Here is a 12,748-nt window from a genome sequence, read left to right as displayed (position 1 = left end):
TTTTTTGTGCAAAGGCGGAAAATCGCCTGCATTGAATACGCTGCTCAAGGAACCTGCGCGATGAAAATGTTGACCCGACTGGCTGTGATTGCCCTGTTGCTGGGCAGTGTTGCATCCACCGCATCGGCCTACGCCGAGGGCGCGCGCGACTGCCATTTGCCGCCCATCACCGGGAGCCAGGGCGGGCTGCAATACGGGCAGACGGTCGGGGTGCTCTACAGCGAAAACACCCTGGAAAACCTGCAATACCTTGAGCAATACCACTCGGTCGCGGTGAACGGCGCGAAGAACGCACTGGATGCGCGGATTCGCCAGGCGTTCGTCAACAGCTCAGATCCGGACCTGGCCATCGACTGGCTGATGAGTTCGCTGCACCACACCTTCCTGTCGGTGACGGTCTACGACAACCTCGATGCCCTGGTGCAGGCCCACCCGGATGTGGTGGTGATGCTCGATACCCACAACCAATTGCTGACCCAGCGTAACGACCGGGTCGAGGCGCGTTTCGCCGCGCGGTTCTACGACGCCAATCTGCAATACATCGGCAAGGCCGAAGGCGCGGTGGAGAAACAACTGCCGTCGGTGTGGGTACACGACAAGGCCGCGCCCGAGATTGCCGCGCAAATCGAACAGCAACGCGACCTGCAACTGACTGCACTGAAACAGTTCGATGCGTCGTTGAAGGCGCTGGTAACCGCCGGATTGACCGCTACGACAAATTAATTGGCCCGGCGTCCATTGAGCGGCGGGCAACCCGAACCGTGGATTTCTTTTCAGGACCTGATTCATGCGCACTTTTTTCGCCCCAACCCTGGTATTCGCCCCGTTGCTGCTGGCCGGTTGTGCCACACCGAACGATCCGACGCTGACCTTGCAGACCAGCAAGTCGCCTGAGGAATACACCCATTGCGTGGTGCCGAAGTTGCAGCACGATGCGCTCAACCCAACGGTGTCGCAGACCCAGCGCAGCTACCGGATCGTCGTCCCGAGCAAAGTGGCGGCGGACAACGTGCTCGAAACCTACAAGGCCTCGAATGGTGGCAAGGTGTTCCTGTACGAGCGCAAGCTGCTGGCGTCGGCGTTCGTGCCGTCGACGTTCGAGCGAGCGGCGCAGGAATGTCTGTAAGCACAATTTCAGGCAAAAAAAAGCCGCCGGGAGAGGCAGCAGAAAGTTAAAGCACGCATTGGATGGCCTGAGTATGGCGCCTGGTACATGACGATTCGATGACGGATTGATGGCCTTTCATCGGGTAACCCTGCTCATCGCCAAGCAGGGCACCGCTGATTCATGAGTGTTCAGTAAATCTCCGGCACGATGATTTCCTGCGGTACCGGCACCCGCGAATAGTCTTTCTGGCGCACACGCTGCGGCAATTCGATCGTGGGCAACTCGACTTCTTCATAAGGCATCTGGCTGAGCAGGTGATGAATGCAGTTGAGTCGGGCCTTCTTCTTGTCGTCGGCCTGCACCACCCACCAGGGCGCTTCGGCGATGTGGGTGCGTTCGAGCATGATTTCCTTGGCCTTGGTATAGGCCTCCCAGCGGCGGCGCGACTCCAGGTCCATGGGGCTGAGTTTCCACTGCTTGAGCGGATCGTGAATGCGGCTGAGAAAACGCAGGTTCTGTTCCTGGTCGGAAATCGAGAACCAGTACTTGATCAGCTGGATGCCGGAGCGGGCGAGCATGCGCTCGAACTCCGGCACGGTGCGAAAGAATTCCTCGTACTGGTCGTCATTGCAGAACCCCATGACCTTTTCGACCCCGGCGCGGTTGTACCAGCTGCGGTCGAACAGCACGATTTCCCCGGCAGCGGGCAAGTGCGATACATAGCGCTGGAAATACCACTGCGTGCGTTCGCGGTCATTGGGTGCGGGCAGGGCGGCCACCCGGCAAACCCGGGGGTTGAGGCGCTGGGTGATGCGCTTGATCACGCCACCCTTGCCGGCGGCATCGCGGCCTTCGAACAAAATCACCACTTTGTGCCCGGTTTTCACCACCCAGCTCTGCAATTTCACCAGTTCGCCTTGCAGGCGAAACAGTTCGGCGAAGTAACGGCGCCGGGCTTCTTTCTCGCTGCCATCCTCGATGTGTTCATCGAACAGTGCGTCCAGGTTGTGTCCGTCTTCCGATAATTCCAGTTCCAGCTCTTCGTCACTGATATCGAGCAGCTCGCGGTGGATGCGCTGGATCAAGGTGTCCTGATTGGAAAGCATGGTGAGACACTCGCGTCATGGGTGGCACAGCCGACGTTAGTCACAGTTTGTTACGAAGTGGTGATGCCCAGCGTTGTCATCCGGGTGTCATCGAAGCAATGGCAAGATCCTCGCAATCCGTCTTGAGTCCCCGGCGGCCGCCAGCCTGCCGGCAGATGAATGTGCAAGGAACCCCGTATGAAAGACGCCCCGCTGTTTGCCGCCATCGACCTGGGCTCCAATGCGTTTCGCATGATGATTGGCCAGTCGGTGCGACGGAACCAGCAGATGGTCATCCAGGAAGTGAAGACCCTGCGTGAGCCGGTGCGTCTGGCCGAAGGCCTGCAGGGCGGGGCACTCGATGAGCTGGCGCTGGACCGGGGTTGGCAGGCGCTGGCGCGATTCGGCAAGAAATTGCGCGGTTTCGAGGCCGGGCGCGTGCGGGCGGTGGCCACCAGTGCCGTGCGCGAAGCGGACAACGCGCCGCTGTTCCTGGCCAGCGCCGAGCGCCACCTGGGCTTTCGCATCGACGTCATTTCTGGTCACGAAGAGGCGCAACTGGTCTACGCCGGCGTGGCCCACACCTTGCCGGCGCAAAGCACGCGGCTGGTGGTGGATATCGGCGGCGGCTCCACGGAAATGATCATCGGCCGTGGCGACCGGTTGCTGGTCACCGAGAGCATTGCCATCGGCAGCGGAACCTTCGGTGCGCATTACTTCCACGGCGGGCGGATCGTGGCCGAAGCGCTGCTGGAGGCCGAACGCGCAGCCACGGTGCAATTCGAACGCATTGCCCGGCGTTACCGGGCCATGGGCTGGCAGCAGGCGATCGGTTCCTCAGGCACGGCGCGGATGCTGGCCAAGGTGCTCAAGGCCAATGGCCTCAATGACGACGGTCAAAGCGGCATCACCTACGGCGGCCTGTTGCGCCTGTCGTTGCGCCTGCTGGAAGTCAAACATGTGAAACACCTGAAGTTGGCGGGTTTGCCCACCCACCGCCTGAGCATTCTGCCCGGTGGTCTGGTGGTGATGCTGGCGGCGTTCAAGGTGTTCGGGATCACGCATATGATTGCGTCTGAACCGGGTTTGCGGTTCGGCGTGCTGCACGGATTGATGAGCAAACACTGAAACCTGCCAGCCGAGGTAAACCCATGACCGACCCCCGTCGAGTGCTGTTCGTCTGTGCCAGAAACGATGTCCGCTCACCCATGGCCGAAGCCTTGCTTCGCCACACCGACCCTGCCGACTTCCAGGCTTACAGCGCCGGGCTTGAGGCCACCGAGATCGACCCGCGCACCTTCGAATCCCTTGAACACATCAATGTCGATGCCAGCGGCTTGCGCAGCAAGTCCCTCGAGGATTTCGAAGGCCAGGTGTTCGACTACGTCATCACCCTGTGCGACAAGTCCTCCGAAGAGGCCTCGCGCATGCCGTTTAGCGGTGAGGTGATCGTCTGGAGTTTCGAAGACCCGACCACCAGCGAAAGGCACGACCCGTTCCGCCATACCCTTCAGGAAATCGGCGACCGCATCAAAATGTTCGTCATGGTGAAAACCCGACACGTGGCCCAGGCGCCGTCAGTCAGCGATTCCTGAAAAGCTTCGAACACCGTCTACCCTCATCGGTCACAACCCTCATGAAGAAGGTGGAGGCGGGTATGCAAACGGAAAAGGTTGACTCAAATGAAGCCTCGGCGCTGATCGACGAGCGAATCCGCGAACTGGCCGACTGGCGCGGCGAAACCCTGGCCCGCATCCGCAGGATCATCCGCCAGGCCGACCCGCAAGTGATTGAAGAGTGGAAGTGGCGGGGCGTGCCGGTGTGGTCCCGTGCCGGCATCATTTGCACCGGCGAGACGTACAAACAAGTGGTGAAGATGACCTTCGCCAAGGGCGCTTCGCTGGACGATCCGTCGAAGCTGTTCAACGCCAGCCTTGAAGGCAATACGCGGCGTGCGATCGATATCCGCGAGGGTGAGCAAATCGATGAAAAGGCCCTGGAGGCGTTGATTCAGGCGGCAATCGAGCTCAATACATCCCGATCCAAAAAGTAAGCCAGCACACAGATCCCCTTCTGTGGGAGCGGGCTTGCTCGCGAAGAGGCCATCACCTCCAACATCGCAGGTGGCGGGTTGACCGCCTTCGCGAGCAAGCCCGCTCCCACAGGGAATGCACATCATTGCCGGTCATGTTCCAATAGCGAGCAATCGCAGACTGGAAATGGAACATGAAGAAACTCACAGCACTGACCCTCGCCTCGGCGCTCACCGCTGGTCTGTTCAGCATACCCGCCCTTGCCGCAGGCGATGCACAAGCCGGGGAGAAAGTGTTCAAGCGCCTCTGCAGCGGCTGCCATCAGATCGGCGAAGGGGCTCGCGCCTTCTTTGGCCCGCAGCTCAATGGCGTGATCGGTCGCCATTCCGCCGTGACCACGGACTACGTGTATTCCGATGCGATGAAATCAGCCAACCTGGTCTGGGACCGCGAAACCCTGATCGCCTACCTCGAAGCACCGAAGAAAGTCGTCCCCGGCACTCGCATGATTTTCTGGGGCCTCAGTGACCCGGAAAAAATCGAAGACCTGCTCGCCTACCTGCAAACCTTCCCGGCGCAATAATCACGCGGTGGCCTGCTGGTCGGCCGCCAGGTTGTCCACCAGCCACTCGGTGAAGGCCCGCGCCATCGGGATGTTCTCGCTGTCACGGTGCGTCAGCAGTGCCCAGTTCGGGCCGCGGATGGTTTGCTCCACCATCGGCTGCAACAGCCCGGTGGCCCGTGCCTGCCGACTCAGCAACTGGCTCACCAGCGCAATGCCGAGCCCGGTGCAGGCCGCGTCCAGCAGTAAACCCGGATCGGAAAAATTCAGCCCCTGATCCATCTGCCCCACATCAATTCCCGATTCCACCGCCCAGTGGCTCCAGTCCATTTCCCGCTCGCCATGCAGGGTGGTGCGCTGTTCCACGGGCACGGCCAGCAGGCTCGGGTGACACGCCGGGTAGAGGCGGTCGGCGTGCAGCACCTTGAAACTGCATTCGGCCTGGGAGCTGATGTCGTCGCGCACCGCCAGGTCGATGGTCTGGCTGGCCATGTCCGGCACTTCATTAGTGCTGAAAACCCAAAGGTCGACCTGCGGATGCTGCCGACGAAAATCCCCCAGGCGCGGCAACAACCAGTGCCGGGCAAACGCCGGGGTGGTGTTGAGCACCAGTTGATTGGGCTTCTGGTATTGCCCCAGCCGGCGAATGCCCACCGCCAGTTGCTGCAACAACGCCTGGGTGGTGCTCAGCAGATCGTGACCGGCATCGGTCAGGCTGACGCTGCGCCCGCTGCGATAGAACAGCGGTTGTTCAAGGTAAGCCTCAAGGCTACGGATCTGCTGGCTGATCGCCGATTGGGTGAGGTGCAACTCTTCGGCGGCCTTATGAAAACTGCCCAGCCGGGCGGCGGCTTCGAAGCCGCGCAGGGTGCTCAGGGGCGGCCAGTGTTTGAGCATATCGATAAGTTCCTCTAATCAGTTGCCTGCAAAATCCATCGTTTGTTTGCCCGTTTTTCCAGCCGTAGCATGCATGCAAAGACCGCCAAGGCCGTTTTCATTGAACACAATGACTTAACTTAGAGGTACTTGTCATGCAGCAGAACGCAATTCAAAACAGCGGTTGGATGATGCCAGCCGAGTGGGTCACCCACGCCGCCACCTGGATGGTCTGGCCGCACAACAAGACCCTTTGGGAGTCAGGCTGGCGGGTGACACTGCCACAGGTCCAGGAGGACTTCGCCCGCGTGGCCAACGCCATCGCCCGTTTTGAGCCGGTGAAACTGGTGGTCGACCCGTCAGCGGTCGCCAGTGCCAAAGCCTTGTGCGGACCGAACATCGAGTTGATCGAACTGGCGGTCAACGACAGCTGGTGCCGTGACTCCGGCCCGAGCTTCGTCTGCCACCCGCAGCAAGGCCTGGCCGGTGTGAGCTGGCGCTTCAATGCCTGGGGCGGCAAGTCGGCCCACGATCTGGACGAAAGCCTGGCCCGTCGCGCGCTCAACCAGTTGGGGCTGGAGTGTTTCGGTACGGCGCTGAGCAACGAGGGCGGCGCCATTCACGTGGACGGCGAGGGCACGCTGATCACCACCGAGTCGGTGTTGCTCAACCCCAATCGCAATCCGGGCGTGACCAAGGCCGAGATCGAAGAGATCTTCACCCGCTTGCTGGGCGTGAAGAAAACCATCTGGCTGCCGGGCGACCCGGACTACGTGACCGGCGACATGACCGACGGCCACGTCGATGGCGTGTGCGCGTTTGCCCGTCCCGGCGTGTTGCTGGTGGACGCGACCCACGACAAGCAATCGGTGTACGCCGAAGTGGCCCGCGAGAACCGCCGCGCCCTGGAATTGGCCACCGACGCCCAGGGTCGCAAGTTCGAGCTGATCGAACTCTATGAAGCCACCGACGCGGTGGACACCGAGGCCGAAGTGTTCTGCGCTTCCTACACCAATTTCTACATCGCCAACGGTGCGATCATCATGCCGGCCTATGGCATCGATGCCGACAACGTCGCGGCCGAAGTGCTGGCGCAGGCATTCCCGGGGCGCGAAGTGGTGCCGGTGCGGATCAACCATCTGGCCCATGGCGGCGGCGGTGTGCATTGCATCACCCAGCAACAGCCGGCCTGGCCGGTGCGGGGTTGATGCCATGACACTGCTGACTATCGCCACTACCCAGATGCCCTGCACCTGGGACCTCAGACACAACCTCGACCAGGCCGAGCAACTGGTCCGCGAGGCCGCGGCCAAGGGCGCGCAGGTCATCCTGCTGCAGGAGCTGTTCGCCACGCCGTATTTCTGCATCGAGCAACACCACAAGCACCTGGCGCTGGCCGAGGAGTACCGCGACAGCCACGTGCTCAAGCGCTTCGCCGCGCTGGCCCGGGAATTGGGTGTGGTGCTGCCGCTGAGCTGGTACGAGAAGGCCGGCAATGCGTACTTCAATTCATTGAGCGTGGCCGACGCCGACGGGCGCCTGTTGGGTGTGTACCGCAAGACCCATATCCCCAACGCCATCGGCTATCAGGAGAAGGAATACTTCAGCCCCGGCGACAGCGGTTTCCGGGTCTGGGACACCGCGTTCGGGCGCATCGGCCTGGGCATCTGCTGGGATCAGTGGTTTCCCGAAACCGCCCGCTGCCTGGCCCTGATGGGCGCCGAAGTGCTGCTGTTCCCCACGGCCATCGGCTCCGAGCCTGGCTGCGCCACCCTGGATTCGCGCGATCACTGGCAGATGACCATGCGCGGCCACGCCGCCGCCAACCTGCTGCCGGTGGTGGCCGCCAACCGTGTCGGCCGGGAAGCGGCGACCACCGACCCGACCCTGCAAATGAGCTTCTATGGCTCGTCGTTCATCTGCAACCACAAGGGCAAGTTGCTCGCCGAAGCCGACCGCGACAGCACCGGCGTGCTGGTCCACAGCCTGGACCTGGCGGCCATGCGCGAAGACCGCCTGACCTGGGGCATCTACCGCGATCGCCGTCCGGAAATGTACGGCGCCTTGTTGACCCAGGACGGTCGTCAGATCCATTCACGCTGGGCAACCCAAGGGGTGTGACATGAACACGATCAACAAGCTGTGCCTGGCCATGGGGCTGGCGCTGACCTGTGCGGTGCCTGCGCTGCACGCCGAGGAGAAAACCCTGCGGCTGTACAACTGGGCCGATTATTTTGCCGAGGACACCCTCAGCAGGTTCACCGCCGAAACCGGGATCAAGGTGATCTACGATGTCATGGATGGCAGTGAAACCCTGGAAGCGAAAATGCTCGCTGGCGGCAGTGGCTACGACCTGATCTTCCCCGGTGACACCGTGGCTGAACGCCTGATGCGCGCCGGCAGTCTGCAGCCGCTGGATCAGTCCAGAATCACCGCCCTGAACGACGTCGAGCCTGGTTTGCAAAAGCTGCGCTCGCACTATGAGCATTCGAGCAAGGCCACGGTCCCGTATACCTGGGGCACCATCGGCCTGACCTACAACGCCGAACAGATTGCCAAGCGTGCGCCAGACGCGCCGGTAGACAGCCTGGACATGCTGTTCAAACCGGAACTGGCGGCGAAGTTCGCCGACTGCGGCATCTCGATGATCGACTCGCCGGACGAAGTGCTGGCCGTGGTGCTCAACTACCTCGGCCGCGATCCACGCAGCGCCAAACCGGCCGACCTGGCGGCGGCGAGCGAGCTGCTGATGAAACTGCGGCCGTACATTCGCAAGTTCCAGTCGCAACCGGTGACCGACCTGGTCAACGGCAACCTGTGCGTGTCCCTCGGCTACAGCGGCGACATGACCCAGGCGCAGCGCACCTCTGACAGCGCCGGCAAGAAAACCACCTTCCACTACCGCATTCCCCGCGAAGGCACCACGGTGTGGATGGACACCATGGCCATTCCCGTCGACGCGCAGCATCCGGAGTACGCCTACGCGTTCATCAACTTTGTGATGCGCCCGCAGAACATGGCAGCCATCAGCAACTTCACCGGCTATCCGACCTCCAACGCCAAGGCGCGGCCGGACGTCGATGCCGTGATGCGCAACAACCCGGACATCTACCTTGATGAAGCCACTTACGCGCGGCTGATTCCCGGCAAGGACATCCCCCAGTCCGACATGCGGGCACGCATGCGCACCTGGACCAAGTTCAAAACCGCTACCGTTAAATGATCACTGGCCGGCCCGAGGGCCGGCCACACCCGAGATTTCAGGAAAATACATGCCGACACGTCGAACATTCATCAAGCAGGTATCGGTCGCCGCCGGACTGGGCGCAGTGGCGTCCTTGGGATTGGGCTTTGCCTCCCTGCCGGTGCGAGCGGCCGGTAATGGCAGGTGGCACATGCCCGATGAAGGGGACAAACACCAGCGGGCCTTCATCGCCTTCGGCGCACAGGCCGCGATCTGGGAGGATTTCACGCCCCACGTGCAGGACGCCCTTGGCCGGATCGCCCGCAGCATCGCCCAATACGAGCCGGTCACCGTGTTCTGTCGCCAGAGCGAACGACGCCTGGCCGAAGCCAAATGCGGCAGCCACAACACGACCTTCGTGATCGCCGAGCTGGATGACATCTGGATGCGTGACATCGGCGCCAATTTTGTCGTCGATGACAACGGCGACCTTGGCGCCGTGGACTTCAACTTCAACGGCTGGGGCAACAAACAGCAGCATGAGGAGGATGCGCAACTGGCCGCCCGGGTCGCCGGAAACGCCAAGGCGGATTACCTGCGCAGCGAACTGGTGGGCGAGGGCGGTGGCATCGAAGTGGATGGCCACGGTACCGGGATCATGACCGAAAGCAGCTGGATCAACCGCAATCGCAATCCGGACTGGACCAAGGCCGAGGTTGAAGCAGAACTGAAAGAACGGCTGGGCCTGCGCAAAATCATCTGGCTGCCGGGCATCAAGGGCAAGGACATCACCGACGCCCATGTCGACTTCTATGCGCGCTTCGTCAAGCCCGGCGTGGTGATCGCCAACCTCGACAACGACCCCGAGTCCTACGACTACAAGGTCACTCGCGCCCATCTGGAAATCCTGGAAAGTGCCACGGATGCCGATGGCCGCAAGTTGCAGGTGCACACCGTGTCGCCACCGCTCAAGCCGCGCAACAGCAAGTTCAGCAAGGACAACCCGGATTTCGCCGCCGGCTACATCAACTACTTCGTGATCAATGGCGCGATCATCGCACCGCAATTCGGCGACAAGGAAGCGGATGCCAAAGCCTTCGACCTGCTGTCCGAACTCTACCCGGACCGCGAGGTGGTGCAGATCGACATTGACGCAATCTCTGCGGGTGGAGGCGGCATTCACTGCGTAACCAGCCACCAGCCGATGGTGTGATGACTTCCGGTTTTACACAAAACCTGTACCTGTAGGAGCGAGCTTGCTCGCGATGGTCGTTAACGAAAACGCGTGCTTGCTGGCTAAACGCGGCGCTCTTGAGTTCATCGCGAGCAGGCTCGCTCCTACAGGTGGGGATCAGGACGTCAGGCCTTGCTGGCCTTCAGATAAGCCCCCAACCGCCGTCCCATTTCCTCACCCAACGCCTGCAAGCCACTCAGCGGCCGCACCATCACTTCAAACTCGACGATCTTGCCTTGTTCGTTGAAGCGGATCATGTCGATGCCCTTGAGCTCTTTCTCGCCGACTTTGGCGCTGAATTCGAGAATCACGTTCAAGCCATCCGGCGTGGCCAACTCACGGTGATAGGCAAAATCCTCGAACACGTTCACGACCGTGTTGAGGATCATCGAAACCACCGGCGCCCCCGGATACGGCGTGTGTGCCATCGGCGAACGGAACACCGCCTGCGGGTCGAGCATTTCGGGCAAGGCGCTCAAGTCGCGCTTGCCGATCATCGCGTGCCACTGCTTCAGGGACGTTGCGACGTTGGGGTTCAGGTTCAGCTCAGACATCTTCAACTCCTGTTTTTTATTGTTGTGGTGCGAAAACGTTGGTCGATCACCCTGGCGGCATCGTCGGCCCATTGACGGTAGAGCATCGGCCCCGGATGAAAACCATCGCTGGCCATCAAGCCCGGTTCGGGTGCCAGCGGGGTGCTCAGCATCGTACATTGATCCACGCGTGCGGCCAGGTCCGCAAGATGTGCATTGAAACGACGCGCCCTGAACCCCAGGAACCAGCGCAGCGGCTGCGGCAGGGCGGGGAACAGGTGCATGGGCGGAAGCGGCGACAGCACAATCTGCCTCACCGCGAATCTGTCGCATAACAGCGCGATCAATCGCTGTTGCCGAGCGAGCCACTGATCCAGGGTGAGTGAGCTGGTGACGTCGTTGACACCAATCGACAACAGCGCCACATCGAACGGCTCCGGGGCGTGCTGTTCCAACAGCTCCAGCAACCCTTGCGAATCCAGGCCGGAGCGCGCCCAGAGTTTCCATGACACCTGATAATCATCGGCCAGGCGCTCGACCAGCCGACCGCTGAGGGCTTCACCTTGAGTCGCCGCACCCACGCCGGCAGCAGCGCTGTCGCCCACAATCAACAGGCGCAGAACGTCGCCACTGCCAGCCTCGCCCAGGCGTTCACCTTCGGCCTCCGGCAACCGGGGCGTCACCCGCCGTGTGTACAGGCCCTGCACCAGCAACAACGGGCCGAGCAGGATTTTGGCGAGGGTTTCGGTGCGGCTCATGGACAGGCGCCTGATTGAAGAGGGAGATTACCCAGCGAACTCATCGTCGAAAATGCTCTCGATTGGCAGCGCAAATGCCCGGGCAATCTGAAACGCCAAGGGCAGGCTGGGATCATAGCGGCCATTTTCGATGGCATTGATGGTCTGCCGCGAAACATTCAACAACGCCGCCAGATCGACCTGAGACCACTTGCGTTCGGCGCGCAGTTCCTTGAGCCGGTTTTTCATTGATACCGCCGCTTGGCAAGTCTGAGCCCGATCATCCACATCAGGCCCATCACTGGCCACACACAGACCCAGGACACGTGCGGAAAGCCGACATTCTCCAGAAAACCATAGGTGAAGGTCAGCAATGCCGAAGCGGCAAAGGCAAAACCGAGCGCTTCGTACTGAATACGCAGGTGCATTTCGTCCAGCGTGCGCATATTGCGCACCACTGCCCAACACATCAGCCCCGCAGGAATTACAGGCAACAGTGTGACGATGACCTTCAGCGCCATGGCCATTTCTTGCTGGTCTTTAAGCAAAATCACCGACACCAGCAACAACAGGGTGTACAGCGTAATCGCGACGCCCATTTCGATGTAGAAGCGTTTCATTGCATCCTCCTGATGTAAAAGTCCCTTTACATATTCGCCGGAGAATTCACGGATGTAAAGGGTGTTTTACATCGTCGGCCGGAGCATGAAAAAGCCCGGCTGATCAGGCCGGGCTCTTCGTCTCGATCACATCACTGCCATCGACCCACAACACACAACTCCCCGGTTGCCCGAATCAACGCCTGATCATGCAGGTCATCCTTGATCAGCGCGGAGCGTTCCGAGGCCAGCCATTGCGGGCAGTTCGGGTCTTTGCGGTAGGGCAGGAAATCGGCGTACTGCTTGAGCAGCAGGTTTTGCAGTTTGTCGAGCTTCGGCCGGATTTCGTTGTTGAGGTCCGGCCGTGGTGTGTCCGGTGCCTTGTGCGCGGCTTGCCATTGCGCGAGCCGGCCGTATTGCACCAGTTTGCTGGCCTCGATCTGGGCGGCGATCAGGTCGGCGACGTCGTCGGGGTCGAGCTTGCGCTCGGCCGCCTGCTTCCTGGCGTTGGCGATGACCTGCGCTTCCCGGGCGTTGTCCTGGACCGGTTTGCCGCTGTCCCACTTGGTCAGCGCCACCAGTTCACTGATGTTCAACCGCTCATTCATCGTTGCCAGCAAGGGTTGCAAGGCATCGGGCGCCGGGGGCGTCGTGCTGGCCTGGACACCGCCAGCGGACAAAGCGAGCAGGGCGCAGGCCAGCCAGTGCGGCAGGCGTGGGGAACGGGGCATGGGCAGAACCTCCTTGGACGCAAAAATCACTGCGGCTTGTGTACCACAAGTGCGGCCAGGGAACGA

General features: G+C 61.3%; 17 protein-coding genes. 10 read left to right on the top strand and 7 right to left on the bottom strand.

Annotated features, from left to right (window positions below):
• The first annotated feature begins 60 nt into the window (after window positions 1–60).
• Entirely contained in the window at window positions 61–723 is a 663-nt protein-coding gene (locus AC06G5_RS19480; protein WP_413426593.1) for an ATPase, read from the top strand.
• 64 nt (window positions 724–787) lie between these two features.
• The gene (locus AC06G5_RS19475) at window positions 788–1,126 is read left to right on the top strand and encodes a hypothetical protein (protein WP_413426591.1); all 339 of its coding nucleotides are present in this window, start codon (window positions 788–790) and stop codon (window positions 1,124–1,126) included.
• A gap of 170 nt (window positions 1,127–1,296) precedes the next feature.
• Here the strand turns inward: AC06G5_RS19475 and ppk2 are convergent, their stop codons facing one another.
• A complete protein-coding gene (gene ppk2, locus AC06G5_RS19470; protein WP_413426589.1) occupies window positions 1,297–2,214 on the bottom strand; it encodes a polyphosphate kinase 2 in 918 nt (305 codons plus the stop codon).
• Window positions 2,215–2,391: 177 nt separating this feature from the next.
• Between ppk2 and AC06G5_RS19465 the strand changes: the two genes are divergently transcribed.
• The 4 genes from AC06G5_RS19465 (at window position 2,392) to AC06G5_RS19450 (ending at window position 4,809) form a co-directional block, all read left to right on the top strand.
• Complete coding sequence (locus AC06G5_RS19465) at window positions 2,392–3,321, top strand: Ppx/GppA phosphatase family protein (protein WP_413704457.1); 930 nt, start codon at window positions 2,392–2,394, stop codon at window positions 3,319–3,321.
• A gap of 23 nt (window positions 3,322–3,344) precedes the next feature.
• Window positions 3,345–3,788 (top strand): arsenate reductase ArsC, encoded by a 444-nt coding sequence (locus AC06G5_RS19460; protein ID WP_413428282.1) that lies wholly within the window; start codon window positions 3,345–3,347, stop codon window positions 3,786–3,788.
• 62 nt (window positions 3,789–3,850) lie between these two features.
• Window positions 3,851–4,246 carry a DUF1801 domain-containing protein gene (locus tag AC06G5_RS19455; RefSeq protein WP_413428281.1) on the top strand — a complete coding sequence of 132 codons (396 nt, stop codon included), beginning with the start codon at window positions 3,851–3,853 and terminating at the stop codon, window positions 4,244–4,246.
• Window positions 4,247–4,419: 173 nt separating this feature from the next.
• A complete protein-coding gene (locus tag AC06G5_RS19450) occupies window positions 4,420–4,809 on the top strand; it encodes a c-type cytochrome (protein WP_413428280.1) in 390 nt (129 codons plus the stop codon).
• Here the strand turns inward: AC06G5_RS19450 and AC06G5_RS19445 are convergent, their stop codons facing one another.
• Window positions 4,810–5,685 carry a LysR substrate-binding domain-containing protein gene (locus tag AC06G5_RS19445; RefSeq protein WP_413428279.1) on the bottom strand — a complete coding sequence of 292 codons (876 nt, stop codon included), beginning with the start codon at window positions 5,683–5,685 and terminating at the stop codon, window positions 4,810–4,812.
• Between the two features lie 134 nt (window positions 5,686–5,819).
• Between AC06G5_RS19445 and AC06G5_RS19440 the strand changes: the two genes are divergently transcribed.
• Genes AC06G5_RS19440 through AC06G5_RS19425 form a run of 4 tightly spaced genes read left to right on the top strand, consistent with a single transcriptional unit; the run spans window position 5,820 to window position 10,061 of the window.
• Window positions 5,820–6,872 (top strand): agmatine deiminase family protein, encoded by a 1,053-nt coding sequence (locus tag AC06G5_RS19440; RefSeq protein ID WP_480458119.1) that lies wholly within the window; start codon window positions 5,820–5,822, stop codon window positions 6,870–6,872.
• A gap of 4 nt (window positions 6,873–6,876) precedes the next feature.
• Window positions 6,877–7,785 (top strand): N-carbamoylputrescine amidase, encoded by a 909-nt coding sequence (aguB, locus tag AC06G5_RS19435; protein ID WP_413704459.1) that lies wholly within the window; start codon window positions 6,877–6,879, stop codon window positions 7,783–7,785.
• A gap of 1 nt (window position 7,786) precedes the next feature.
• Window positions 7,787–8,887, top strand: a complete 1,101-nt coding sequence (locus AC06G5_RS19430; RefSeq protein WP_480458116.1) for an extracellular solute-binding protein — start codon at window positions 7,787–7,789, stop codon at window positions 8,885–8,887.
• Between the two features lie 49 nt (window positions 8,888–8,936).
• On the top strand, window positions 8,937–10,061 hold the full coding sequence (locus AC06G5_RS19425; RefSeq protein WP_480458114.1) for an agmatine deiminase family protein: 1,125 nt from the start codon (window positions 8,937–8,939) through the stop codon (window positions 10,059–10,061).
• Between the two features lie 146 nt (window positions 10,062–10,207).
• On the opposite strand, the gene AC06G5_RS19420 is transcribed toward AC06G5_RS19425, so the two are convergent.
• The 5 genes from AC06G5_RS19420 to AC06G5_RS19400 form a co-directional block, all read right to left on the bottom strand.
• Complete coding sequence (locus tag AC06G5_RS19420) at window positions 10,208–10,636, bottom strand: nuclear transport factor 2 family protein (RefSeq protein WP_480458112.1); 429 nt, start codon at window positions 10,634–10,636, stop codon at window positions 10,208–10,210.
• A gap of 2 nt (window positions 10,637–10,638) precedes the next feature.
• Window positions 10,639–11,373 carry an SGNH/GDSL hydrolase family protein gene (locus AC06G5_RS19415; protein ID WP_413704461.1) on the bottom strand — a complete coding sequence of 245 codons (735 nt, stop codon included), beginning with the start codon at window positions 11,371–11,373 and terminating at the stop codon, window positions 10,639–10,641.
• Between the two features lie 27 nt (window positions 11,374–11,400).
• On the bottom strand, window positions 11,401–11,601 hold the full coding sequence (locus AC06G5_RS19410) for a helix-turn-helix transcriptional regulator (RefSeq protein WP_007988375.1): 201 nt from the start codon (window positions 11,599–11,601) through the stop codon (window positions 11,401–11,403).
• Complete coding sequence (locus tag AC06G5_RS19405) at window positions 11,598–11,972, bottom strand: hypothetical protein (RefSeq protein WP_413428272.1); 375 nt, start codon at window positions 11,970–11,972, stop codon at window positions 11,598–11,600. The genes AC06G5_RS19410 and AC06G5_RS19405 overlap by 4 nt, the downstream gene beginning before the upstream one ends.
• Window positions 11,973–12,103: 131 nt before the next feature.
• On the bottom strand, window positions 12,104–12,682 hold the full coding sequence (locus tag AC06G5_RS19400) for a chorismate mutase (protein WP_413428271.1): 579 nt from the start codon (window positions 12,680–12,682) through the stop codon (window positions 12,104–12,106).
• Between the last annotated feature and the right edge of the window lie 66 nt (window positions 12,683–12,748).

The sequence above is a fragment of the Pseudomonas sp. WT-JTC genome, assembly GCF_056711565.1.
Note: the sequence above shows the minus strand (reverse complement) of the source record. Positions and strands in the feature narration are given on the sequence as shown.